The organism is Nostoc sp. (assembly GCF_036917815.1).
Lineage (GTDB): Bacteria > Cyanobacteriota > Cyanobacteriia > Cyanobacteriales > Nostocaceae > Nostoc.
Window position 1 is genome coordinate 19,434 of the sequence record NZ_JBALEK010000101.1, and the last position, 25,978, is coordinate 45,411.

A 25,978-nucleotide genomic window follows, 5' to 3' on the forward strand; every position below is an offset into this window, starting at 1 on the left:
GGGAATGCATACGGGAGGGCTGCCGCCTCCCTGACTTCACCGCAAGCAGCCCAATAGAGGCTGGAAACGAGGTTTGAAAGGGGTTTGGGCTTAAGTTGACACCAATGCACATTTTTCTGTCCCTACTAATTACCGTATTGTACTGAACTTAAAAATATTAAATTGTTATTTCTAAAACAACAAATCTTGAATTAAATACGTAATTAAACGTACAAAAGTATCAAAATATTCTTCATTTTTTCATTGATAATCAGCAGAAACTTTACCCAATCAGGTCTCCCAGTTTCGTAAACTGGGTTTGTGTGCTGAGATACCAAGTATGGCTAACAATGCAGGTGTGTTTCTAAGCAGCCGTGTTGACAAAAAGCCTGTAGTCAAGACAGCCCAAGCCTAAAAACGGCAATAGTTTAAAACTAAACTTCCAAACTGACAGAGACTTGAAAACAATGAAGATGACTTTTCAGAAACTTGTAATTGGTGCTTCAATGGCTATTGGTGTGAGCGCTATTGCCACCGCCCCAGCACACGCTACATCTTTTAGTTTCAACAATGCAAATGAAATTAATACCTATACTGGTGGGTCGAATGGTAGTTTTATAGCAAATAATACTGTAGCTGCCTCCCAAGCTCTGAATGATGGTGACGTCTCCTCTAACGTCGAGCTTTGGTATACTGACGAGAACCCAACTTCTAACGTTGGTTTCACTGCTACACAAGGAAACTACAGTGCTACCGTCAGCAGTGTCACTGCTAGTGACTGGAGTAGTTTTGGTTCGCAATGGCTGAGTAGTCTGTTGAGTACCTATACTCCATTCCAGTCACTGTGGAATGGGTTTTCAGCTAATACCCAATCATTAATAACGAGTTCTCTTCCTTCATTGGGGATCGGAGATCCTAACATTGGTAGCTTCCAATTCGATCAAAATGGTGGTGTGCAACTGAGCTTGGTTGGTGACTTGGATGTAAAAGCCAGACTCTCAGCGACAATTAATACTAATCTTAACGCTGCGTGGAATAAAGTAAGCCCCCAGTTTCCCGCAAATACCCCTGCACCAACCCTTTCACAAGTTAACACTCTGATTCCACAATTGCAGTCACAGCTTACAGCAATTCCAGGACAGATTTTGTTGGCGCAAAGTCAGCTTAGTCAGCTTGCAAAAATACCTCAGACTAGTGCCGCAATTTCCACGATAGCAAAACTCAATGCTCAAATTACTCAAGCGACAACTCTCCAAGGTCAACTGTCAGATCAAATCACTCAATTGACATCATACAAAGACCTCCTCAACTTCCAAGCGGCAGTAAACGCCTACCAAGGTCAAATTGGAGCTAGTGAAATTGCCAAGGTAGTTGACGGCACTAACACTTACTACGCCTATAGCTTTAACCCTATGTCCACCGGAATCACAGCCTCTGATGACCACGTATCCTACAGTGCATATTACACTTGGAACACACCTGGATACACTGATCCTACAAAGCAAGTCCCAGAACCATCAATAATACTTGGTCTGCTAGGTGTTGCTGGTGTGTTTGCTACCCAACGCAAATTTAAAAAAGCATCTATCTAAGATTGCGGGTTCAAAACTAAAAACAAGTAAGGGAGTTAACAGCTCCCTTTTTTGATGAATAATTACTTGTAGCTATAGCAATCCGATTTGATTTCTGAAAAATTCTAAGTATATATATAGGAATCCGGTTTGATTTTTGAACAAAATTAAGTATTTGTAGTATTTGTAGGGTGCGTTAGCGTTTCGCGTAACGCACCAAATCCTTAAGAATGGTGCGTTACGCTGTCGCCAACGCACCCTACGTATCTGTTCAAAAATCAAATAGTAAAGCCTTCTCTTCTCCCTTGGCGCTAGCCTGTCCCAAAGGGACAGGCTAGCGCCAAGGGAGAAGAGCGCGCTGGCTCCCCGACTTGTTCGCGCAGCGTCTCCCCTTGGGAGAAGCACGTGGCGTGGATTTAGGGGTATCTAAAACGTTTTGCTACCAAGAGAAGAACTTTTCAAACAACCTCTTAGAGCGAGTCATTGAGCGTCGGGAGCCTCCGCAACGCACTGACTCCCCTACGTATATTTAAAAAATCAAATATAAGTCCTATATTTATGGTAAGAATTGTTGGCTTTTACTTAAGAGTATCAGATAATAGGTAGCAATGACAGCACAATTAATCAATGACAGATCAGCCATTGCGGTCACAAAAAGTTAGACGAGTTTTGCTAGTTGAAGACCATTATCTCAATCGGATGTTACTTACTGACTATCTAAGTTACTGTGGGTACGATGTCCAAAGCTTATCAGAAGGCTCTAGTTTTTTCTCAACTATAGAGAAATTTGAGCCGGATTTAATGTTATTAGACTTAAAATTGCCAGATATCGATGGTTATTCGCTCTTAAAACAAGTCCAGCAAAAACCTGATTTGTCAAAAATACCGATCATTGTGGTTTCAGCCTTTGCTTTTAAAGCAGATCAAGAACTAGCTCTGAGTTTGGGCGCACGTCGCTATTTTGTCAAACCTTTAAAACTCAAGGATCTCATCCTGGCAATCGAAGAACAGTTTACTTGTCACCACAGATAAACTTTTCTACCGCATGTGCATTTATTCCGCTTTTTGGTCAGCAATAAACTCTTCAACGCGCTCACTAAGGGTTTGTACAGAACCGCCAATTTTTGAAATTTTCTGTTGTACTTGGGCTAACAACAAAACTGCTGTTTGCAGTTCATTGAGAGTTTCAGCCATAGCCTCACGGTACTGGGCTTCAAAGTCTTGTAAATTCATGGTTTAGCTCTTGTCCGAAATCATTATAATAACTATATTCTCAATCATAATCGTAAAGTTAATTTCCTAAATCCGTTAATTCGCTTAATGTTATAATTTCAATCAATAAACCGAAATATTGGCAATTTATAAAATTTTTATTTGACATTTATCTAAGCGATATCTAAACATATTCTTCATTATTAAAAAGTAATAAAGTTCAATACAAGAAATATTTTTATCTAAAATATGAAGTTTCAGATGAGAAAAGGTTATCAATTTAAAGATGTTAATTATAAATTCAAAAAGTAAAGTTTTTATTCTGACAGTAGCAGCCGATGACTAAGATCGCAGATGTTCTGATGCTTGCAGCAAGTTTTCTGGCAAAGGTCTATAGTTCGTCAAGTCAATAATGCTTGGTTTGTAGTGAGCGCTAAAGCGCTCAAATCAAGGACTAAAGTCCTGACTACGAACTTATAGTTGGTGTGGTGGACTAGTAGTTGGGAAACCGACCTACCCTGAAGGAAGCCGCAGAAGTGTCTACAGACTTCTCTTGGTGGGGACGGCTACTTTATATTTACTTGATAAATAGTCTGTTAAATCGGCACGAAAAAATAATTTTTCTTAAAATAGAGAAAGATTACCTAATTTTTGTTGTGACAATATCTACTCAAATATTACCACTGGTTAAAGAGCCAGAACGACTGGAAAACCGTCTAGCCGAAATTCCACCGGAACCGGGGGTTTATTTCATGCGGGACAGGAGCGATCGCATTATATATATAGGTAAGTCACGTAAGTTGCGATCGCGTGTCCGTTCCTATTTCCGGGATGGCTACAACAAGAGCGAACGTATCGCCACGATGGTCAAGTTGGTGACAGAAATTGAATTCATCGTCACTGATACTGAAGCCGAAGCGCTAGCGCTAGAAGCAAATTTGATCAAGCAGCACCAGCCATACTTTAATGTGCTGCTCAAAGATGATAAAAAATATCCCTATCTCTGCATTACTTGGTCAGAAGATTATCCGCGAATTTTTATTACCCGTAAACGCCAATTCGGTAAAGAAAAGGATAAATTTTATGGGCCTTATACTGATGCTGGTTTGTTACGAGAAATTGTCCGCATCTGCAAGCGCATCTTTCCACAGCGACAACGACCTCAACCACTTTTTAAAGACCGTCCGTGCTTAAATTATGATTTAGGGCGTTGTCCGGGTGTGTGTCAACAGCTGACTTCACCAGAAGATTATCGCAAAATTGTGCAAAAGGTGGCGATGGTCTTTCAAGGGCGAAGTCAAGAACTAATTGAGATTTTGACTCAACAGATGAACGCCGCCGCCGATGACTTGAACTTTGAGTCAGCAGCACGGATTCGCGATCAAATTTCTGGCTTAAAGTCGCTGACAGCCGACCAAAAAGTTTCTTTACCAGATGATACCGTTTCGCGGGATGCGATCGCACTGGCAGCCGATGAACAACACGCTTGCATTCAACTATTCCAGATTCGCGCTGGTCAATTGGTAGGACGTTTAGCCTTTGTGGCCGATGCTCACGCCGAACCGGGAGCGATTTTACAACGAGCTTTAGAGGAACATTACCAAACTGCCGACTCCGTGGAAATACCTGTAGAGATTTTGGTACAGTATGATTTACCAGATGCTGAGATATTGGCGGATGTCTTAACTCAACGTAAAGGTAAAAAAGTAAATATCTTAACTCCTTTGCGGCAAACTAAGGCAGAATTAATTGAGATGGTAGAGCGAAATGCTCAGTATGAATTGCAAAGAATGCAAAAATTTGGCGACCGCAATCACCAAGCAATGCAAGATTTAGCTACCATTCTCGATTTACCAGATGCACCTCACCGCATTGAAGGTTATGACATTTCCCATATTCAAGGGTCAAATGCTGTAGCTTCGCAAGTGGTGTTTATCGACGGATTACCCGCCAAACAGCACTATCGCCACTACAAAATCAAAAATCCCACGGTGACAGCAGGACATTCAGATGATTTTGCTAGTCTTGCTGAAGTTATCCAACGGCGGTTTCGCAAGTATGGGGAAGATCAGCAATTAGCACGTTTGGGTAATCCTGACTGGCCTGATTTAATCATGATCGATGGTGGTAAAGGTCAGTTATCATCGGTTATCGCCATCTTGCAAGAGATGAATTTATTAGAAGACTTGCGAGTTGTCAGTTTAGCAAAGCAGCGAGAAGAGATTTTTTTACCGGGAGAATCTAAACCCTTGACAACTGATGCAGAACAACCGGGGGTACAGTTATTGCGGCGGTTGCGGGATGAAGCCCATCGGTTTGCAGTGAGTTTCCATCGTCAGCAGCGTAGTGATAAATTGAAGCGATCGCGTTTAGATGAAATTCCCGGTTTAGGACATCATCGACAAAAGCAGCTATTAGGGCATTTTCGCTCAGTTGATTATATTCGGCAAGCAACAACAGCACAACTGGCTGAAGTCGCAGGAATCGGGCCACGTTTGGCTGAAGAAATTTACGATTATTTTCATCCCTCTTAAAGTTCGGTGGTTTAAATTAAATTATCTCAACATAATTTAATCTCATAAATATTATCACCAAATGTTAACTAAATCTTAAGATGAGATTTTTGTTACTAAATATACAGTATTTTATGGGTTTTAACTTTTGAATACAAGAACGGCTTTTTTACATTCGCCTGAAATGACTATAAACAAGGCTCTCTCAAGGCATTAATTATAGGGATCAGTAAATCTCTAAGCAGTATTTGATTAAAAAATAATTTATGTATCTAAAGTAGGAGGGTAAAATCACTTAACTTCTAGAATAATAAATAGAGATAAAGTTTTCAAACTTGAAATTTTGTTTAAAATAATCAGCCAATATCACGGCAGTTTGTTAAGTTGGGTCGAACCAGAATTTTTACTGGTTTAAGGCGCAGTTTTACTAAGTAAAAAATAATTACAATCAGGGGTTTTAAAATGCAGACAGTACAAAAGGTTCACTGCCCAAATTGTGGTAGCCACGCGGAGCGCTATTATATTTCTGATAGTCAATTAACTCGGACACAATGCCCAAGTTGTGACTATTTAATGATTAGTTGCACTCGCACGGGCAAAGTCATTGAGGCTTATGCCCCAGGAATTCTCGCACACCGCTAGCTCATAAAAATTAAAAATTGGAGAATGTGTTCTCTAATTTTTAATAATAAAGTTATTTATCAGAGATTTTAAAACCTTTACAGGTTGTCTTTCTGTTGTCTGAGTTGTTGCTGTTGTCTCTGTTGTTCTAATCTCAATTCTTGCTGTTGTCTAATTTGTTGATCTTGTATCTGTTGTTGCTGTTGTAATATCTGTTGTTGCTGTCGTGTAAAGTCTTGCTGTTGTAGTCTCGTTTGTTCCTGTTGTACTCTCAGTTGTTGCTGACGTGTGAGTTCTTGCCGTTGTCGTGTAAATTCTTGCTGTTGGATTCTCTGTTGTTGTTGTAATTGTGGTTCTTTAAGGTTTAGCCGTAGCCATGTTTCCTGAAATTGCTCTTGTGTTTGCTGATTTCGCTCCTCTTGTTGTTGTCTCATTCTTTCTTGAAAGGACTCAGGTTGCTGAGGATTCGTCTGAATTATTTGTCCATAAGCAGGAGAATTCATCGGCAAAGCTTTTGCAAGAACAATTACTAATAGCCATAGTTTAAGCGTGAATGAGCGATTCAACATATATATAGTTATTTCGTCAATGGCGTGTCGCAACACACATCAGCGATAAAGCTGCTTGTGGTGAATTAGGATTAATACCAGACCATAATTGAGCCAAGCGATACTTCTTGTCAGATTCACCGTAATTGCCTTGCAATACTTCTGCACCAACTGTATGGTTATGGGGATAAACCTTGACACTAAAACCAAGTGGCTCCAGAACTTTGTAGTAAAGCTCTGGCGTTACTCCATCCCCAGGTCGGTGATGAACCTCAGTTGCTAATCCCCAAGTCTGCTCTGCTGCTGAAGCATGACCTCCTCGTTTGATTAGCCGATATAGCCCTAAGCGTAAGTTCCATAACCACAAACCTAATCCTTGGAAGTTCCAGGCAGTCAACTGAGGGTCGTGGTCTGTAATTAGGATGCCGCCTGGACGGACTAAACGCGCTGCTTCTTGCAACACGATGTCCATGTAATCACAGTGATGCAGTGTAGCATTGAGTACTACTATATCAGCAAAGTTAGAAATGAAAGGAAGTTGGTGGGCATCTGCTTTCACTGCTGTATAGCCAAGACGTTGAGCCATAGACAATGCCCCATAGCTAATATCTACACCAATTAACAATTGTGGTTTTCCCCCAAGCGTTGCATATAAATTGCCTGGACCACAACCAATGTCTACAACAATTTTATCATCCCAACTCCCTGTGGCCGCTTCCCAGGAGGACTTGAACACTTCATCACGATGACAACTTTCAAAATAGTTTTTTGCCCATTCTGGATGCCCAAAGTAATAACTATTCGCTTCGATGGCTGGACTGGAAGTAGAAACAGGAAAATTTAGGATATCTTGTTTATCTAAATCCACCTTAAAATCAGCAGCAATATAAGGTCTGAGAACTGAATATGAAGAACTTGGCATAACTATCACCTCTATTAATATCCTGCTTCAGATTGCTAGAAAATGAGCTAACCATTAAATTTCTTAAATGATTAAGATAACAGGGTTTTGTGAGCTCCAAGTAATTATATTTAGTGAGTACAAAATATTTAATTATTACTTGCCCTTAGTTGCCCACAAGCAGCATCGGCTTCTAAACCACGGGAATAACGAACACTAACAGCAGTATTTTGCTCCTTGAGGACGTTGACAAAGGCTTGAATGCGATCGCGGTTGGGGCGTTTGTAGTCTACTTCTTGGATGGGGTTGTAAGGAATCAAATTCACATGACTTTGAAATCCTCGCAGACATTTTGAAAGTTCTAAGGCGTGTTCTGGTAAATCGTTAACACCAGCAAGGAGAACATATTCAAAGGTAACGCGGCGGCCAGTTATTTCTACATATTCCCGACATTCAGCCAGTAAATCTTCTAGAGGATAGTTGCGGGCGCTGGGGATGAGTTTTTCTCGTAGTGCTTGGTTGGGTGCGTGGAGACTCACAGCCAGAGTAACTTGCAAATTATTTTGGGCGAACTGACGGATGCGATCGCGAATCCCAACTGTTGAAACTGTAAGCGATCGCGCTCCTATACCAACATCTTGATTTAGAGATTTCAAGGCTGCTAGGACATTCTCAGTATTCAACAACGGTTCACCCAGTCCCATAAACACCACATTGCTAACCCGTTGCTGAAAATCTTCTTGCACAGTCAACACCTGATCAATAATTTCGTGCCGTTCTAGGTTGCGTTTGTAGCCTCCCTTACCAGTAGCACAGAAATCACACGCCATTGGGCAACCCACCTGAGTAGAAACACAAACTGTCAGACGGGCTTTTGGGCCATCTCCCCCTTCGGCGAAGGTAGGGATACCAACAGTTTCGATAATTTGCCCGTCTGTTAATTGTAAAAGATATTTGACTGTGCCATCGGGTGCCATTGAGCGGTAATGTAAGATTGAGCGGCCAATGGGGATTTCTGCTACTTCTTTCCGCCATTGCTTAGGGAAGACAGAAATATCAGATAGCGATCGCACACCCTTGTCATAGATCCATTCATGTAGTTGCTTTCCTCTGTAAGCAGGTTGTCCCTGCTGCTGCACCCAAGTAGTTAACTCCGCAACAGTGGCACCTAGTAGAGGTGGAATTAATTCTGATTTTTCTGGGTTGTGTGAGGCAACCTGAGATACAAGAGGCGTAGCAGACATAAAAAATCAAGAGTTGATGTAGGATCTCTATCCTACACCTGCCAGATTAACTTAGTCTTGACCAAAGAAGATGGTTAACGTGTCGCGGAAGTTCCCACCTTCTCTGCGTTCGCGCAGCGTGTCGCAGACAGACGCTAACGCGAACAATGTACTCATAAGGTTGGGATTGTGAGCGGGGGATGAGGATTGCATCCAGTATTGTTTTTTTTTTGCATTAGCAAAAACAAATACGCTTATGTATGACGAAGCGCAAAGTGCGGTCTTGGGGTCTCCCCAAGAGGAGCAACTTTGCAAGACAGCGCCAAAATTTTCTGATAGGGGACTGACAAGAAATAAATTATCCAAAGAAACGAACCACAGAGACACAGAGAACACAGAGAGAGGAGAAATAGAGAGGGTTTTTGCCTCAGTTTTCGGATATTTTTTTATTTGGAAGTCCCTAGAATTATTGAGTCTTGACCCTCCGGGTTCAAAATCGCTCTACTTGGGGAGACCCCAAGACCGCGTTTTTCACCATCAATGCCATAAGCGAAAACCATTAGCTTTTAGGTATATGTTGCAAGAGAACCATTCTCTGCGAGACGCTCCGTGAACGACTTCTCTACGAGACGCTACGCGAACGCTCAGGGTAAAAGATTTGGGTCTTGGGAACCAGGACTCCTGACAAGAGGAGGCAATGTCAGACTTTCTAGTACTACGGAGTTTTCTTGGCTATTGCCGATGAGTTGGGAGAGCTACGTCCGTCTTAGGTTGGAGCAGTTCACTTAACTAGATCCTGATAATACAACCTGTGGCTCTGATTCTAGATGCTGCAATATCCGGGATTGCATTTGTTTATACTGCTGCTTTAATAGCTGTTTGCTCAACTGGGGTTCAGAAGCCGGTGGTAGACTATGACTGTGTTGCACCCAGGTTTTCAACATTTGCCGTTGAGTTGGCTCGATGCGACTGCTGAGAAGGTTGGTATAGGAATGTGGTGCTTCCAGAGTAAAGAAAATCAAAGGATAGTGTTCATTTTCAGCCAGGAAACTTACCAGCTTAAGATTTTGGGGATTTTGCATATCTAAGTAGCACGGTAGCCACTTAGGAGCAAATTGCCGATTGTAGAGTATAGTCACCCACAACAGCATTGGGTGAGGGGATGTCATGAAGATAAATTGGTTGTAACGGTTAGAAACCGCATAGTTTTTGATTTCTTGTTTAGGCAACATCAACCATAGTGCTGTCATCGATCCTTGTGCAGTGTCTAGAAGCTGGGGAAAAACAATTTCTTGAATTGGTTTATTTTGAGGCCACAAAAGTTGCCGACAGCTTTGTTCTACTGTGATTGCTAATCCAGAATCTAAGGGACGGCTAAAAATGGAACTAGGAGATGAATTTGTAGGTAAACTAGGATAATTTGATTGTTCTAAACTGTTTAATACTTGCAAAATTTGAGCAATATTTTGTGGGCGATCGCTGGCTTTTTTAGCAATACAAGCCATGATTAAATTATTTAGTTTTGGAGGTAATTTTAGAGTGGGTTTAACATCTGCGATCGCTTTGGGTTCTTCAAAGTGATGTGCTTTATACCATGCACCAAAGTAATCAGTTTCTGGTTCCCAAGGTTTTTTGCCTGTGAGCATCTCAAACATCATCACACCCAGGCTATAAATATCAGAGCGACTATCTAATTTTTCTCCATCTAGTTGTTCTGGAGAACAGTAGGGTAAAGTGCCATTAAATCCCCTATATGTACTAGCTGTTGATGCATAATCTAAAAATCTAGCAATACCAAAATCGAGAATTTTAACTAATTGACCTAATATCGGATCAGGAATAACTAATATATTGGCAGGTTTGATATCTCTATGAACTAACGGAGAAATTTTGCCATCAATGTTAATACCTTGATGAGCGCACTGTAAGCCCAAACAAATTTGGCGGGAGAGAGTCAAAAACATGGATAGAGGTAACGGAATTAAATCCTTTAAACTCTTCCCGCATAGATATTCCATGACGTAGTAGGGTTTTCCTTTTTCATTCACGCCATAATCATACGCCCGCACTATATGTACACTCTTTTGACTCAAAGCTGCACTCATTAAAGCTTCACGAGCAAAGTCTTGTTGCATCTTGGCATCGACAACAGTTTGAGTCAAAAATTTGACAGCAACCGGTGTACCTCCTAACAAAATATCATTTGCTAAAAAAACTTCACCCATACCACCGCTACCAATCAATTCCTTGAGTTGATAACGATTGGCAAGCAAGGCTGTACTACTTGGAGATGAAAATAAGCTCTGATTCATTTTGTTCACCTCTGCTGCTGAGTCCATTTAAAGTTAGCAATACATAGAAATATCATTAGGTAATGGTGGCAAGCTTTGATTCTCATTGCAGACTTTCAAGAACGTGATAAAAGTTTAAAAAAAATCTCCATGAATTTATCCATCCAATTTGTTAAACCTTCTTTCTCCGCTTTTTGATGTGCGGATAAATTTTTTAAGATGTCTAACTTCAGCTTTTCGTAATCTGTTTTTAGAATACTTTTGGCTTGATTAGGCAAGATTAAATCATTTGACTGTTGACTTATATTTAACCAATCTACAAGTTGCTGGCGTTGGTTAGCCGTGAGGTTTAAAGTTGTTACATGAGAGCAACGGGTTGGCTCTTCTAGCGGAAAAAATAGTAGATGATAGTAGCCTACTTCTGCTAAACTACGTGCTAGATTCTGCCCTTTGTTATCTTTCAAATCCAGAAAATAAGGTAGCCACTTAGTCATAGAAGGTTGGGCATCGTATAGTACTGTTATCCACAAGAGCATTGGGTATACATCCATTTTACTAATAAATTCAGTGCCATGTATTTTATCCAAAAATTTTGTAATCTCTTGTTTGGGCAACATTGCCCAAAAAGTTGGTATGGGTCTTTGGAGAGTCTGTAGTAAATGGGGAAATCCGATTGGGGCAATTGGTTTATTTTTAGGCCAATTTTTCTGTAAACACTCTTTTTCTGATAATAAAGTTGCGGGTACTAATTGAACTGGGAGCGAGAGTTTAATAATGTCACTGCTATTGCTAGGAATAACATCATTAAGCTGAATATTAACCTTTTCTAAATCTTGCAATATTTGGTTGATATTTTGAGGGCGATCGCTTACTTCTTTAGCTAAACAACTCATCAGTATTTTTTCTAATATCTGCGGTATTTTGACTTGCGGATTCACTTCCTCAATTGTAGGTGGCATTTGAAAGCGATGGGCTTGATACCAAGTACCAAAGGAGTTACTTTTTGTTTGAAATGGATGTTTTCCTGTGAGCATTTCAAACATTAGTACTCCTAAACTATAAATATCAGAGCGGACATCTAGCAGTTTGCGCCCTTCCATGTGTTCTGGAGAACAGTAAGGTAAACTACCAATAAAAGAATCTGTCAGAGTCATTCCACTTCGCTCTGTGAGAAATTTGGCAATACCAAAATCGAGTATTTTGACAATTTCTCCTTGTTTACTATCTTCACTAATGAATATATTTTCTGGTTTAATATCTCTGTGAACAATCGGATAAATCTCTCCTTTGAGGCTGATACCTTGGTGGGCACATTGTAAGCCTAAGCAAATTTGATTACAAATCTCTAAAAACTTCGATATTGTTAATGGCCTAATTTTGAGAATCTGTTTGAGATTTTTTCCTTGGAGGTATTCCATTACAAAAAAGGGAATTTTATCCTCAGTCACTCCATAACTTAAAATACGGACAATATGTTTACTTTTTCGACCCAATTGAGCGCCAATAAAAATCTCTCTGGCAAAGCGCTGGGACATTTGTTGGTTCGCCAAACTAAGTGATAAGATTTTGACTGCGATCGGTATACCACCTTTGGCAGTGTCTTCTGCTAAATAAACTCTACCCATCCCCCCTTTGCCAATCAAATCTCTGATTAAATAGCGGTTGTTTAAAAATTGTCCAATGTAATTGTCTAATTCTGCTTTTTGCCCTACCATATTCTCAATTTTATTTTCTGGCATAAAAATCATTTATGAAAAATATTGTTGGCAAAATACTTTAATAAGTTTAGCTAATTATTAAATTTAAATCTAAAAAGTATCAGAACTTGGAGAAGACTAATCACCTACTGTAATTATGCTTAATCTCTCTACAGAAGCTCCTAAATATTGTGTAACATATTTATGAAGGATTACGGTTGAGAAATTACACGGAAACTACAAATAGGCTAGATAAAGTTACCTAGTAAATTCCGTGAATACACAGGAATAAGTAGAAACAAGTAAATAGCAGTAAAGGCGCGATCGCAATTAACGGTTAAGATTTGGGAGTAAGCGATGTAATAATCTAATTAGCGGAGTTTCAATCTTAATCTTAAACGCTAGTATCTGGTTGCGTTGCAGGGAGTTAAAATTGTTATCACTGACGAGAATTAATGATTGCTGTCCATCGGGTAGTTTAGGGCCAAGAGTTAAGCCTTCGATGTTGTCTAGCAGTACATTTAGGGTTCTCAAATCTAACAACAGTTTTTTCTGAACTGGTTTAATATTTTTGGAGTCAATCGCTAAAAGGCTGTCTACCTGATGAATATCATCGGCTCCTTCTAAAGAAACCTGAAATAGAGAAATAGCAAATCCTAAACCAGTAAAAGACCGTTCTAAACTTAGGAAGTGTCCTTGATTATCGAGAGCAAGCAAATCAGGTAATCCACTAGCGAATTTACCAGTCACATTCAAAAATGGTGCAACTGGTTCAGTTTGGTAAAGAAATTCCTTTTCTGGTTGGTTATTGAGCAAGTTGTATTGCAAAATCCGGCAAGGACTACCGATGTTAGGTTTAGCTGCGACACCATCTTGAATTAGAGCATTTTCTGTGGCTGTGAATAGATGCTTTTGATCCGGTGTAATGGCGAGGCTTTCAAAAGCTAAATTGTTGCGGATACCTTTTTGACCATTTTTATCTGGCAAAAATTTGTTTGGGATGGGAAGTGTTTTAATTTCTCTCCCAAAAGATAGTGAAAACTCTTTAATAAAAGGATTAATTAATTTGGCTACATCGCCTTCAGAAGAAATAAATACAGTTGCTTTATTAGTTAATGCAATACCTTCTGTATCAGTTTCACCAGGGTGAAATGTTTGCTTATTTTCATTTAATAATGTGGTGACACTGACAGGAACAACTTTACCCTTTTGTAGAGAACCTTTGCTCAAGTCGATTTTTAGGGTGTAGAAACGGGCGGTAGCTTTTTGTCCCCGGTCATCGGAAATAGCGTAATAAAGGTTGTTTTTGGCATCATAAGTAATTCCAGACAAACCTCCTACTTCAGTTTTTTTAAAGATTAAACCTTTCGGTAAGGTGGCTTCGCCAATAAATTCTATGCTACTGACTTCAACAGCATTTGAGTAGAAGTTTGTGAATAGGAGGGTAATAATTAGAATCAGGATTAGAAAGTAAATAATTCGTGGAAATACAAAGATTTTTTTAATTAACTGCATGGAAAGCTATTGCTAAATTTTGAAAATCATAAACAAGATAGCACTGAAACAGTACTGAGAGGATGTTTGAAAAGTATCAAGTTGTATAAAGATCCCCCCTTAAAAAGCTACCGTGTATACACAAGTTATCGAATCACCCCACCCTAACCCTCCCCGATATATTGGGGCTACGGTGTACACACAAGTCGAAAAAAGCTCGATTTTCCATTGTTCTCTCGTTCCCATACAGAGCATGGCAATGGCTGACTAGGGGCTGCCGCCTCCAGTCAAGACATTGAGCCAGAGCCTGAGACTGGAAACGAGATAACGATATAATGTCTAAAAACTTCTTCTAGACGCTTTTACCTGAAGTTGACATCTTTGAAAGCTGTGCGCCCCTACCGCATGTTCCATTCCTAGACCTTTCCGCCAAAAATTCTTGGGGTTCAGCTTGAGAAGAAATTCAATGAAGGAACTCAGCCATTCTTTCCACGGCAGTTTCTAACAAAGGTGGCTCATGCACCAAGGCAAAACGGACATACCCTTCTCCAGATTTGCCAAAGCCCGCACCTGGGGAAGCAGCTACACCAGTTTGTTTGACTAGCTGGGTACAAAATTCTATGGAGTTTTGACTCCAATGTGAAGGCAATTTTGCCCAGATATACATTGTGGCTTGGGGAGTAGGAACATTCCAGCCAATGCGGTGTAAGGCACTGATGAAAGCATCACGCCGCCACTGGAAGGTGGCGACAGCAGATTTTACGCCAGCTTGAGGGCCAGTTAGGGCAGCGATCGCACCATTCAAAATTCCCCGATACTGATTAAAATCAACGGCGGCTTTTACCTGGCGTAAGGCGTTAATTAATTGGGCATTACCGATGGCGTAGCCAATGCGGAAGCCGCCCATATTGTAGGACTTGGAAAGGGTGAAAAATTCAATTGAGACACTTTTATCTGGATCGGCTTGCAGAATTGAAGGGACTAGGGATGGGGCATTGGGGATTGGGGATTGGGAAAGATTTTTTCTAGTTCCTAATTCCCAGTCGCCAGTCGCCAGCGATGCACTGAGCTTGTCGAAGTGTCCCCAGTCTCCACTCTCCCCAAATACCAAATCTACGTAGGGGAAATCGTGAACTAGGACGAGATTGTGTTGTTGACAGAAGGCGACAGCTTCTTGGAAGAAAGATAAAGGCGCGATCGCAGCTGTGGGATTGTGAGGATAACTTAATACCATCATCCGCGACTGAGCCAAGACTGAGGCAGGAATATCAGCAAACACTGGTAAAAAATCGTTTTCTGCCCGTAGTGGCATCGGGTAGATTTGACCACTGGCTAGGTAGACTCCCCCAGCATGGGAGGGATAACCCGGATCGAGCAACAGGGCAAAGTCTCCGGGATTGAGTATTGCTAGGGGTAAATGGGCTGTGCCTTCTTGAGAACCAATCAGAGGTAGTACCTCAGTTTGCGGATCGACTTTGATGCCAAATTTTTGTTCATACCAGTTGGCTGCGGCTTCCCGAAACCCAAGGGTAGCGTTAAACAACAGATAGCCGTGGGTGCTGCGATCGCCAAGAGACTGAGCGATCGCTTCAATGACGTGTGCCTCGGCTGGTAAATCAGAAGACCCCAAGGACAAATCAATTACCTGTCGCCCAGCAGCCAAAGCGACTGCCTTGGCTCTATCCATATCAGCAAATACATTAGATTGTAGGGGTTGTAAACGTTTGGCAAATTGTATGTTAGTCATTAGTCATTTGCTATGAATTATTGACTAAGGGACTGACAAGAAATAAATTATCCAAAAAAACGAACCACAGAGACACAGAGAACACAGAGGAATAAGGAGGAGAGATTTTTTTCGCCAGTTTTTTGAGTATTTTTTTATTTGGAAGTCCCTAATTACTATTTAAGTGGGTATCTAGGAGAGCAAGTAATTTTTCTTTGCTGATGACTCCTTCAGTGGATTCTAGTAGTTTGTCTCCTTGAAATAGTCTGAGGGCGGGTACACCTTCCACTTGGTACTGCTTAACAGTGATTGGGTTGGGGTCAATTTCCATTTTCACGACTTTGAGGCGATCGCTATATTCGCTAGCAGCAGAGTTAATCGCGGGCGACATCAATTGACACGGCCCACACCAAGAAGCCCAAAAGTAAACTAATACAGGCTGCTCGGCTTTTAACACTTCGGTTTCAAAGTCAGCATCAGTTATGGTGATTACAGCCTTACTCATTACAGTCTCCATCAGGTGGCGATCGAAGTTGGCACACACAATACTTTATCCCAAAGTCGTCAATAGTCCATAGTCAATAATTCATGGTTAGGGACTGACAAATAAAAAATACTCAATTACTTCTTGTGGGGTAGGGGTCTCAACTTAAGGTGAAGTGGGCGGTTAGAAACCGCGTCTACACAAACAAAACCTGCCTCCGCAGGTTTCAAATCCTTAATTTTTCGTCAGTCCGCGCAGGCGGACTACCCTTCGGGAACGCCAAGGGCGAACGTTTGTGTAGCCGCGAATGACCTTCGCCCAGGCTTAAGTTGACACCAATGGTGTCTCACCCGCCCGTAGTCAGAGCCGTAGTCAAAGGCGCTCATGTTGCCCATCCCACAAGATTGGATAATCTATTTGTTGGAAATCTCTTATTTGGACTATTAACTATTGACGTAAAATCCCACAGCCAACAGGTGTGGGATTAGCTCAAATAAGTTTTCTGCCAATTTTACAGTTGATCCAATTGCTTGCGTAGGGAATCCAACTCGGCATCAACTACCTCATTAGATTTAGGATTAGGAGCAGTGGTTTCTTGTTGCGGTGGCAGTTGGGGTTGATTTTGGGGAGTGGCGGGTGGTAACATTTGTGCTTTCAAAGCTGCCAATTCATCATCAACATCGCTACCAGATTCCAATCGGGCAAATTGGCTTTCTAAATTTTCACCTGCTAACTCTCCTAGTGCTTGGGCGCGGGATTCTTGGATTAAGACTTTTTCTTCCATCCGCTCAAAGGCAGCCATTGCACTGCTGGTATTCATCCCACTCACCATGCCTTGGAGTTGCTCTTGGGCTTTGGCAGTAGTGATTCTAGCTCTGAGCATTTCTTTCTTGGTTTTAGCTTCAGAAATTTTGCTTTCCAGCTGGATTAAGTTGCGCTTGAGGGTTTCAACTTGAGTGCTTTGGGTATCTAAACTAGCTTTGAGGGATGCGCTGCTGTCAGTATAAGTTTTCTTGCGCTCTAAAGCTTGTCGCGCTAAGTTCTCATCACCTTTTTGCAGTGCCAGTTGAGCATTGCGTTGCCACTTATTGATTTCATTTTGGGCATCATTGTATTGTTTCTCACTGCGTTTTTGGGAGGCGATGGTCTGGGCTACTCCCTGACGCAGCTGCACCAAGTCTTCCTGCATTTCCAGGATGGCTTGCTCTAGCATTTTTTCGGGGTCTTCGGCTTTGTTAACGAGGTCGTTGAGGTTAGAACTAACTACTCGCTTAATGCGATCGAATAATCCCATAACTTTGTTTTTCCTTGTGTAATTTACGCTTCTTGTTGGACAGTTCGCTTTTTTACTTTTTAATAGCTACCTATTTCAATGTAATCTTTCCGGTTTGAATCAGTACCTCCTAACAACTCTTAATTGTTAAGATATCTCTAAACTGGGGTAATTAGCCAAACTTCAAGAGTCTTGAGTTTTGGGTAACTGCTGTTGGGGAGGTTGCGCTGTGTTCTGGTTCTCCTCAGTGAGGAGACTTTCGTGCTGTGTGTTTTCTGCCTGGTTGAAAACCTGCACCTTCATGGCTGCTAATTCGGCATCTACATCATTAGATTCCAAAGAAGTAAATTGTGTTTCCAAGTCGTCGCTACTGAGTTGAGCTATGGCTTCTGATTGAGCTTCTATCTGCAAAACTTTTTCTTCCATGCGCTCAAAGGCACTCAAACTGCTGGTTGCAGAAACTCCGCCGAGCATTTCTTGGAGGCGATAAGACGCTTCGGCAGAACGGGCGCGAGCAATATACATATCTTTTTTAGTTTTTGCCTCGCCAATTTTTAACTCTAGCGATCGCATATCCTTTTTTAGCCTAGCTACTATCTCGTTTTGCTGCTGGATCTGAGAAAATAGGGCTGTAGTGGTTTCTTTATAAGCTTGGCGCTTAGTCAAAGCTTCGCGTGCTAGAGGTTCGTTGCCTTGTTGCAGTGCCAATTGAGCGCGGCGATACCATTCTTCCATTTGAGACTGAGCCGCTGCCGCCTGTCGTTCCGTGCGTTTTTGGGTAGCGATCGCTTGTGCTACACCCTGCCGCAACTGCACCAGATTTTCCTGCATCTCCAACACAGCTTGCTCCAGAATCTTTTCTGGATCTTCTGCACCACCAATCAGACTATTGAGATTAGCGCGAATCACCCGCAGGATACGCTTGATTAACTCCATATCGGCTCTCCATTCACGAAACTCAATGCTGAGTGCCTACTTAAAGTCCTGAGTATCAGAATTTTTGTCGTCGGGTAGTTATGGAGTGCTGGGTGCCTAGGTGAACTACCCCAACCTAAGACGGACGTAGCTCTCCCAATTCATCAGGAATAGGCTCCAGAACTTCGTAGTTCTATTGGTCTTACATTCCCTCCTCTTGTCAGGAGTCCTGGTTCCCAAGACCCAAATCTTTTTCTTGCAACATATACCTGTTAGCTTGGTTTTCGCTTATGGCATTGATGGTCAAGATGATAATACTTAGTTTACCAGAAAAGGTGATTCGTCATACATCTGGAAGAAGTCTCTACTACTCAGCACTCATAACTCAGCACTGTTATCTCATAGTATCGTAGATTTTTGCAACTCATCACTGCTGAACCCGTGCCTTGATTCCCCTCGCCTGTAATAATTGCATCTGTTTTTGTACTTGCTCTTTAGTCTTAAAAGCACCCAAATAAATCAATTGTTTGTCAAATGATAAATAAGCATCGGGAACTACTTGCCGTGCCGAGTCTAAAACCGCGCCTTTATTATCTATGACTATATGATAAAACCCATCTGTTCCTGGTTTGATTTCTGCACTCAGTTTTGGTGAAGTTGTCATTGGCTTGGGCGAGGTTTTTGCCGTTGAAGCAGGAGGCAAATTCAGGAGAGGTAAAGGTTGTACCATCGGTACTGGTGCTAAAGCGATCGGATTTGTCGGTTTTAGGGCTGTGTTGGGGACAGGCAATGGTACTTGAGGATTTGCGCGGTTTTGGGGAACGACTGAATTAGGCACTACTGCGAGGGTTGGTTGGACTTTGGGTTTTAAGCCAACTAGATCATTGGGATCTTTCACCTCAGGAAACTCTTCATTAGCTAGATTGGGATACTTAGGTATAGATGTGCTTGGTGACTGGTTCTGAGGTTGGGCATTACTCCCAACTTCCTCAGTCTTTTCTGGTGCGGGAGACGAGTTCCCGTTAAACAATTTGCCTAAATTCCATTGTGACAAGCCTTTGGGATTGAATACTACATAACCCAAGGTAAGACTCGCCACCAATAGCAGCAACATTGAGCCGATACCCAAAGGTGATAGCAGACTGTCGCTAGAATTGCTTGGTTTCCTGGTTTCTAGTTGTTCTTCTGTCAAACTTCGTAGTAGTGCTTCACTAGATTCCAAATAGTCATCTGGGTGTTTAGGTGTGTCATCTGGCCGCAAGAGATTTTCGCTATTAGTATCTTTAACGACTGTTCGCACAATGCTGCTAGTAAAGTTGGGCGGGGGTGGTGGAAGTTGAGTTTGTGTTCTAGCAGAATCGGCGGTTGAGGGTACATTAAGATTATTCAGTTCCTCAGTCTTTAGGGTAGCTGACGTTGGTTTCATCTCAGAATTCACAGCTACAGCAGATGCTGGTGGCACGTCAATTTTTGCCGTAGCTGGCGCTGTGGTTCCCTGATGATTCACAGTTACGGATACAGGCGGCAGATTGGTTGTAATTGCCGTTACTGATGACTGAGTTGTGCCCGGTGTTGTCGGAATGGCAGCCAACGCCTGGGCTTGACTGCTCATGTAACTTGCAACACGACGCTGGTTTGATGACACCAAACCATTTCGTGTGCGTCGATATCGAGCTAACTCTTGATCTAGTGGTACCTCTAAACTCGCTAGTGCTGCTGCTAGTGCTGGTTTCAATCCAGGTGTTTTAGACGATTGAGTACCGGAATCGTTCAGGGGATTTTGAGTCATTGCCTCTGTGCCTCAAACGTTGATTGCTGAAATTAAGCTGAAATTAACTTTAGATATATTTGTGACAATAGTAGCGGAAATTATCTAAATATATAGATTGGGCATTGGGTATGGGGCATTAGTTATTCTTTCTCCCTCATCTCCCTCATCTCTCTCACTCCCTCACTCCCCACTCCCCACCTTGATGAAATCAATTAATGATATTTTGCGCGTTCTGGAAAAGCAAGAAAAATGGCAGGAGCAACCATTTCAACGCTTGCTCAAGTGTTGGGCAGAAGTTGTTGGCCCAGTGGTTGCCACAAATACTCGACCATTGTCGATTCAGCGTGATGTTTTGTCGGTTGCAACTTCTAGTGCTGCTTGGGCGCAAAACCTAACTTTTGGGCGCACATCTCTGCTTTTAAAGTTGAATAAAAAGCTGCCAGCGCCTTTGGTTGATATTCGCTTCTCTACTGCTGGCTGGCAGAATCCATCGGTGGAGAGAAAACAGCAACAAACGGTTTCGCCCCATGACCATCCCAGTTACCTTGGTGATGAGATTAGCCGCCCTGGTGCTACACCCACAAAAGATGTGAATACGGCTTTTGGGAATTGGACGAAGATTATGCGATCGCGATCGCATAACTTACCCCTTTGTCCCCAATGTCAATCTCCCACCCCACCCGGTGAACTCCAGCGATGGCAAGTCTGCTCTGTCTGTGCTGCTAAACAGTTTGTAAAGCAAAATAGTTGAACGATAAGGGACTTCCAAGAAATAAATTATCCAAAGAAACGAACCACAGAGACACAGAGAACACAGAGAGAGGAGAAATAGAGAGGGTTTTTGCCTCAGTTTTCGGATATTTTTTTATTTGGAAGTCCCTAATTCCTTAAGCAGAATTTATCCTGAAGTAACTTGCTCCTACTACATAAAATGCTTCTGATTCTTGAGAAAAAATGTATTTTACTGCAAAACTATGCCGAATGTGGTAATAAAAGCAGACTATTTATCTTAGAATCTATGCCTTAAGCCATACTTAAGGAGGAAGTTAAAAGGCTGGAAAAATCAAAAGCTTTAGTTTTAGTCTTGATCCCTAATAACTTTTAGACGAAATCTATATGTAACCGCTCTAAAGATTATTGAAATATATAACAAGATTATAAAAACATCCTGAAGTTTATTTTTGCCTGGGGATCGCTGAAACCTATAGAAAATAATGACTTTTTGGCTTTTATCCGTCTTTATATATAGAAGCAAAATATAAGGATGAAATTCAGCCAGATAACGACACTAAAGATGAATCCAAATGAAACCCATTAAAGTTTTAGCATCTGCCTGTAGATATTGCCGTCATTACCAGCCAGAGGGTCGCCGTGGTGGAATGTGTCAGCAGTTGGGCGCACCAGTTCAAGCAACTTGGAAAGCTTGCTCTTTGGCGCTCCCACCTTTTGCACCTTCTTGGGAAACCTTAGAAGATGCTTGGGGTTTGCCAGATGTAGCCCCAGTTTTAACATCTTGTCAATCTCTAGCCTCAGATTTAGACAATGCTGCTCTTATCCCTGTAGAGAAAATAACTGCCTCGATCTCTTCTCTCAACAGGTAAAAACTAAAGCAGTGGTCATTTAGTCATCCATTATTACTGGACTGAGTTTGTAGTCTGTTTAAAATAAGATTTGTTTTTAAGATTTTTAGTGCTGAAAAAGTTGATATGTACAAAAATCGCACCCTTTAGTGAGATGCGATTTTTGCAATTCTAAGGCAACCAAGGAAAAGAGCGAAAATCTGGTGGACGCTTTTCGAGGAAGGCTTGTTTGCCCTCAGACCCCTCTTCTGTCATGTAATACAGTAGGGTGGCATTACCAGCGAGTTCTTGTAAACCAGCTTGTCCGTCACAATCAGCATTAAATGCGGCTTTGAGACACCGAATTGCGATGGGGCTTTTTTCTAAAATCTCCTGCGCCCATTGAATACCTTCAGTTTCTAGTTGTTCCACTGGGACAACGCAATTAATTAAGCCCATTTCTAGAGCTTGTTGTGCATCATATTGGCGGCAGAGAAACCAAATTTCTCTAGCTTTTTTTTGTCCCACGATGCGGGCGAGATAGCTGGCTCCAAAACCACCGTCGAAACTGCCAACTTTCGGGCCAGTCTGTCCAAAAATGGCGTTATCGGCGGCGATGGTAAGGTCACAAATCAAGTGTAGGACGTGTCCACCACCGATCGCATATCCAGCTACTAGAGCAATAACTACTTTCGGCATGGAACGAATCAGGCGTTGTAAGTCCAGCACATTCAAGCGCGGAATGCCAGTTTCGTCCACATAACCTGCATGTCCCCGCACACTTTGATCGCCACCAGAACAGAAGGCATATTTGCCATCAGTGTGCGGTCCATAGCCAGTAAATAGTACTACGCCAATAGTAGTATCTTCACGAGCATCACAAAAAGCGTCGTAGAGTTCAAAGACAGTTTTAGGACGAAAGGCATTGCGTTTGTGAGGACGGTTGATGGTGATTTTCGCAATGCCATCGTTTTTTTGATACAGGATGTCTTCGTAGGTTTTGGCAGTTTGCCAGTTAATTTGCATTGGTATGGAGTGCGCTATCGTGCTTGAGAATTTTATCGCGGACGTAGGGACAAGCGATACCTGCGGTGGGCTACGCCTACGCTAAAATTGCTATCTCAAGCCTTTACAATCTGGTAATTGTCTAGGTGATCTAGTTCCCTCCCCTTTATAAGGGGAGGGTTAGGGTGGGGTATTTTTGTACCTCACCAACTCACAATCTGCTGTATTTGTCGGAAATCTCTTAGCCTAAATCGAAAAGCAAGATTTCACCACCGATGTTGGTGCTAATTTCTAATTGTTCTTCGCCGTTGATTTGCACTCCATCGCCTGCTCTGAGTTCCTCCCCATTTAAGTTAACTATACCTTGTGCTATTTGTAACCAGGCATAGCGATCGGGTTTGACTTGATAATTAACAACATCACCTGACTCTAAAACAGATGTATATAAATCAACATCTTGATAAATTTTCACAGCACCATCGCGCCCATCTTTAGCAGCAATTAACCGTAATTTGCCGCGCTTTTCTTCTAGAGGAAAAGCTTTTTGTTCGTATCTTGGTGTCAATCCTTCTTGGTTAGGTAAGATCCAGATTTGTAGTAAGTGCAGTGGTTCAGTTGGTGAAGGATTAAATTCACTGTGACTGATTCCAGTACCAGCGCTCATAATCTGTGCATCACCAGGGCGAATCACCGATCCAGTACCCAAGCTGTCTTTATGCTCTACAGCACCTTCTAAGACATAAGTGAGGATTTCCATGTCACGATGACTGTGGGTAGGGAATCCAGCACCAGGGGCGATGCGATCGTCGTTGATTACTCGCAGAGAGCGAAATCCCATACGGTTGGGATCGTAAAAACCGCCGAAGGAAAATGTGTGATAACTATCAAGCCAGCCCATTTTAGCGTGACCACGGGCGTTTCTATCATGAATTAGATGGCTAATTGTATTTTGAGACATATATTTACCTCGTTGTTAATGAGTATTTAGTTTGGAGTTTGGAGTATTTAGTTTGGAGTTAAGAATTAGAATGTAATTAGCATACCTTTTTACTAACCTACTAACTTCATTGAAGTTGAACTATTAATCTTGATGTATCACTGGTCGAAGATATTTTTAAATTTTTCGACTTAGTTTTGAACTATTTCAATAGTAAAATATATACATATAAATGAAAAGTACGCACTTAAAAGTGACGTACTTACCAAAAAGATACTATTAGATTTACGAAAGACTACTTTTCTCAGAAGTGCTTATTTTACAGCAGCAGGTATCTTTTGAGTTTTAGTAGTAGCGGTTTTGCCATTCTCTCCCTTAATTTCTGCTACTTGCAGATGAGCTTCTAAGAACCAGAGACGTTTGTCAATGGTGCGGGAAATTTCGGTGTAAAGGTCGGCGGTATCAGCATCCCCTAAATCATCAGTTTTAGCGATCGCTTCTCTAATATGTTTAGCATACAGTCCAAAGCGGTCTGACAAGGCTGTAACGTGGTCTTTGCCATCCAAAATATCTAAGGGATATTCTGGCAGAATTGAATTACTAGCTGCGGCGCGAGCTGTTCCAAAAGCGTATCCGCCTAAAGCTGTGATGCGTTCAGCTACCAAATCGATGTACTCTTCCAATTCCCCAGCAAGTTCATCAAATAATAGGTGCAACTGGTAGAAGTCAGTTCCTTTAACATTCCAGTGCGCTTGCTTGGCTTGGGTTTTTAGATCCGAAGTAGCAGCCAAGCTTTGGTTGAGAATTACCACGATTTGCACTCGCGCTTCGGCGGGAATGTCAATGCGGGTAGGGTACAGACGTGATGTAATGCTGTTGTCGCTCATGATTCTATGTTGTTAATGCCTTTTATATCTAACTCTACAGAATTGCAAGGTTTGGCGAAACTCTCTGACGATGGATTGAATTAATGCCTGAATGTGTTACTGATTATGACTATTAGTTAAATGCGATGGTTTTCTATGGTATTAAATGTACCACCAAAAAGGCGATCGCGAACTACATCATTCTGCAAAAAGTCATGGGGGAAACCCAATTCAATTTTACTCACTTCATCTAACCGTTGCAGATGTTCTGCTGAGAGGGTGACTTCTAAGGAAGCTAAGTTATCTTGAAACTGCGTTAATTTACGCGCCCCAATGATCGGAATAATCACACCACTTTGAGCGTGTAACCAAGCTAATGCTACTTGTGAGGGTGTATGGTCAATTTCTGCTGCAACTTGGCTGACAACTTGGGCGATCGCTAAGTTCCGTTCTGAAATAGTTCCTAAGGCTGCATTTGCTAATCGCCCCTGTTCATCGCCTGCTTGAGGAGGCTGATTATACTTACCTGTCAGCACACCACCACCCAAAGGCGACCACGGTGTTACAGCTAAATCAAAGGCTTTTGCCATCGGCAGCAAATCCCGCTCTGGTGTGCGTTGAATTAAACTATACTCAATTTGCAGGGCGACAAACTGCGTCCATCCTTGGTATTGGGCGATGGTATTTGCTTGGGAAACGATCCAAGCAGGGGTATCGGAAATGCCGATATAGAGTACTTTACCTTGGCGAACTACATCATCAAGCGATCGCAATACTTCTTCAATCGGTGTTGTGAAATCCCAAGCGTGCAACCAAAATAAATCAATGTAATCGGTATTCAGCCGTTTTAGGCTACCTTCTAAAGACTGAATTAAATTCTTACGATGGTTTCCACTGGCGTTAGGGTCGCCCTTCTTCTCATTCATCTTCAAGGGAAAGGAATATTTTGTCGCAACGACAAAGCGTTCTCGTTCTAAGCCAATCAACTCACCGACAATTTTTTCACTGCTACCATCGGTATAACCGTTGGCGGTATCAATGAAATTTCCCCCTGCTTCTACATAGCTATCAAAGATTTTACGGCTTTCGTCAACAGATGCACCCCAACCCCAATCTTCACCAAAGGTCATGGTTCCCAAGGAAAGTTCCGAGACTCTTAACCCGCTTTTGCCCAAGAGTTTGTATCTCATGAATATTTTCTCATTAATGAAAAAACTAAGCAAATACCATCCCAAAGGTATGATAACTGGAAACAAGGGGCGATGTTTGCATTGTTGTGTTATCTAAGTGCAACCCCTTGCATGATGCGATCTCTTGCATTGTGAATGCGACCCTTTGCATTGTGAATGCAACTCTTTGCATTGTGAATGCGACCCCTTGCATTGTGAATGC

At 41.9% G+C, this 25,978-nt stretch carries 23 protein-coding genes; 7 read left to right on the top strand and 16 right to left on the bottom strand.

The window, feature by feature from the left end:
• Positions 1-446 precede the first annotated feature (446 nt).
• Positions 447-1,571: an NF038130 family PEP-CTERM protein gene (locus V7K97_RS30915; protein WP_334804789.1), complete on the top strand. Its 1,125-nt coding sequence runs from the start codon at positions 447-449 to the stop codon at positions 1,569-1,571.
• Positions 1,572-2,177: 606 nt separating this feature from the next.
• A complete protein-coding gene (locus V7K97_RS30920; protein WP_334804790.1) occupies positions 2,178-2,582 on the top strand; it encodes a response regulator in 405 nt (134 codons plus the stop codon).
• A 21-nt stretch (positions 2,583-2,603) separates the two neighbouring features.
• Here V7K97_RS30920 and V7K97_RS30925 read toward each other — a convergent pair whose 3' ends face one another.
• Positions 2,604-2,783 (bottom strand): hypothetical protein, encoded by a 180-nt coding sequence (locus V7K97_RS30925; RefSeq protein WP_334804791.1) that lies wholly within the window; start codon positions 2,781-2,783, stop codon positions 2,604-2,606.
• A gap of 635 nt (positions 2,784-3,418) precedes the next feature.
• On the opposite strand from V7K97_RS30925, the gene uvrC reads away from it, so the two are divergent.
• Together uvrC and V7K97_RS30935 are read left to right on the top strand one after the other, a co-directional pair.
• The gene (uvrC, locus tag V7K97_RS30930) at positions 3,419-5,296 is read left to right on the top strand and encodes an excinuclease ABC subunit UvrC (RefSeq protein ID WP_334804848.1); all 1,878 of its coding nucleotides are present in this window, start codon (positions 3,419-3,421) and stop codon (positions 5,294-5,296) included.
• A 441-nt stretch (positions 5,297-5,737) separates the two neighbouring features.
• The gene (locus V7K97_RS30935; protein ID WP_334804792.1) at positions 5,738-5,917 is read left to right on the top strand and encodes a replication restart DNA helicase PriA; all 180 of its coding nucleotides are present in this window, start codon (positions 5,738-5,740) and stop codon (positions 5,915-5,917) included.
• A 77-nt stretch (positions 5,918-5,994) separates the two neighbouring features.
• Here V7K97_RS30935 and V7K97_RS30940 read toward each other — a convergent pair whose 3' ends face one another.
• From V7K97_RS30940 to V7K97_RS30975, 8 genes are all read right to left on the bottom strand, one after another.
• A complete protein-coding gene (locus tag V7K97_RS30940; RefSeq protein WP_334804793.1) occupies positions 5,995-6,465 on the bottom strand; it encodes a hypothetical protein in 471 nt (156 codons plus the stop codon).
• 16 nt (positions 6,466-6,481) lie between these two features.
• Positions 6,482-7,366 (bottom strand): class I SAM-dependent methyltransferase, encoded by an 885-nt coding sequence (locus V7K97_RS30945; RefSeq protein WP_334804794.1) that lies wholly within the window; start codon positions 7,364-7,366, stop codon positions 6,482-6,484.
• Positions 7,367-7,494: 128 nt separating this feature from the next.
• Positions 7,495-8,589 carry a 23S rRNA (adenine(2503)-C(2))-methyltransferase RlmN gene (rlmN, locus tag V7K97_RS30950; RefSeq protein ID WP_334804795.1) on the bottom strand — a complete coding sequence of 365 codons (1,095 nt, stop codon included), beginning with the start codon at positions 8,587-8,589 and terminating at the stop codon, positions 7,495-7,497.
• Positions 8,590-9,353: 764 nt separating this feature from the next.
• A complete protein-coding gene (locus V7K97_RS30955; RefSeq protein ID WP_334804797.1) occupies positions 9,354-10,880 on the bottom strand; it encodes a serine/threonine protein kinase in 1,527 nt (508 codons plus the stop codon).
• A gap of 95 nt (positions 10,881-10,975) precedes the next feature.
• On the bottom strand, positions 10,976-12,598 hold the full coding sequence (locus V7K97_RS30960) for a serine/threonine protein kinase (protein WP_334804798.1): 1,623 nt from the start codon (positions 12,596-12,598) through the stop codon (positions 10,976-10,978).
• A 288-nt stretch (positions 12,599-12,886) separates the two neighbouring features.
• Positions 12,887-14,071, bottom strand: coding sequence for an esterase-like activity of phytase family protein (locus tag V7K97_RS30965; protein WP_334804799.1), 1,185 nt, complete (start codon positions 14,069-14,071; stop codon positions 12,887-12,889).
• Between the two features lie 442 nt (positions 14,072-14,513).
• On the bottom strand, positions 14,514-15,797 hold the full coding sequence (locus V7K97_RS30970; protein WP_334804800.1) for an LL-diaminopimelate aminotransferase: 1,284 nt from the start codon (positions 15,795-15,797) through the stop codon (positions 14,514-14,516).
• A 148-nt stretch (positions 15,798-15,945) separates the two neighbouring features.
• Positions 15,946-16,281: a thioredoxin family protein gene (locus tag V7K97_RS30975; protein WP_334804801.1), complete on the bottom strand. Its 336-nt coding sequence runs from the start codon at positions 16,279-16,281 to the stop codon at positions 15,946-15,948.
• A 317-nt stretch (positions 16,282-16,598) separates the two neighbouring features.
• Between V7K97_RS30975 and V7K97_RS30980 the strand changes: the two genes are divergently transcribed.
• The gene (locus V7K97_RS30980; protein WP_334804802.1) at positions 16,599-16,748 is read left to right on the top strand and encodes a hypothetical protein; all 150 of its coding nucleotides are present in this window, start codon (positions 16,599-16,601) and stop codon (positions 16,746-16,748) included.
• Positions 16,749-16,771: 23 nt separating this feature from the next.
• On the opposite strand, the gene V7K97_RS30985 is transcribed toward V7K97_RS30980, so the two are convergent.
• The 3 genes from V7K97_RS30985 to V7K97_RS30995 form a co-directional block, all read right to left on the bottom strand.
• The gene (locus tag V7K97_RS30985; RefSeq protein WP_334804803.1) at positions 16,772-17,554 is read right to left on the bottom strand and encodes a PspA/IM30 family protein; all 783 of its coding nucleotides are present in this window, start codon (positions 17,552-17,554) and stop codon (positions 16,772-16,774) included.
• 162 nt (positions 17,555-17,716) lie between these two features.
• Positions 17,717-18,469, bottom strand: a complete 753-nt coding sequence (locus V7K97_RS30990; protein WP_334804804.1) for a PspA/IM30 family protein — start codon at positions 18,467-18,469, stop codon at positions 17,717-17,719.
• A 406-nt stretch (positions 18,470-18,875) separates the two neighbouring features.
• Complete coding sequence (locus V7K97_RS30995) at positions 18,876-20,237, bottom strand: hypothetical protein (RefSeq protein ID WP_334804805.1); 1,362 nt, start codon at positions 20,235-20,237, stop codon at positions 18,876-18,878.
• Positions 20,238-20,421: 184 nt separating this feature from the next.
• Between V7K97_RS30995 and V7K97_RS31000 the strand changes: the two genes are divergently transcribed.
• The gene (locus V7K97_RS31000) at positions 20,422-20,970 is read left to right on the top strand and encodes a DUF721 domain-containing protein (RefSeq protein WP_334804806.1); all 549 of its coding nucleotides are present in this window, start codon (positions 20,422-20,424) and stop codon (positions 20,968-20,970) included.
• A 553-nt stretch (positions 20,971-21,523) separates the two neighbouring features.
• Complete coding sequence (locus tag V7K97_RS31005; protein WP_334804807.1) at positions 21,524-21,820, top strand: hypothetical protein; 297 nt, start codon at positions 21,524-21,526, stop codon at positions 21,818-21,820.
• 150 nt (positions 21,821-21,970) lie between these two features.
• Here the strand turns inward: V7K97_RS31005 and menB are convergent, their stop codons facing one another.
• The 4 genes from menB to V7K97_RS31025 form a co-directional block, all read right to left on the bottom strand.
• The gene (menB, locus tag V7K97_RS31010) at positions 21,971-22,804 is read right to left on the bottom strand and encodes a 1,4-dihydroxy-2-naphthoyl-CoA synthase (protein ID WP_334804808.1); all 834 of its coding nucleotides are present in this window, start codon (positions 22,802-22,804) and stop codon (positions 21,971-21,973) included.
• 220 nt (positions 22,805-23,024) lie between these two features.
• Positions 23,025-23,741, bottom strand: coding sequence for a pirin family protein (locus V7K97_RS31015; RefSeq protein ID WP_334804809.1), 717 nt, complete (start codon positions 23,739-23,741; stop codon positions 23,025-23,027).
• 293 nt (positions 23,742-24,034) lie between these two features.
• On the bottom strand, positions 24,035-24,607 hold the full coding sequence (gene dps, locus V7K97_RS31020; protein ID WP_334804810.1) for a DNA starvation/stationary phase protection protein Dps: 573 nt from the start codon (positions 24,605-24,607) through the stop codon (positions 24,035-24,037).
• A gap of 116 nt (positions 24,608-24,723) precedes the next feature.
• Complete coding sequence (locus V7K97_RS31025; protein ID WP_334804811.1) at positions 24,724-25,776, bottom strand: aldo/keto reductase; 1,053 nt, start codon at positions 25,774-25,776, stop codon at positions 24,724-24,726.
• Positions 25,777-25,978: the final 202 nt, after the last annotated feature.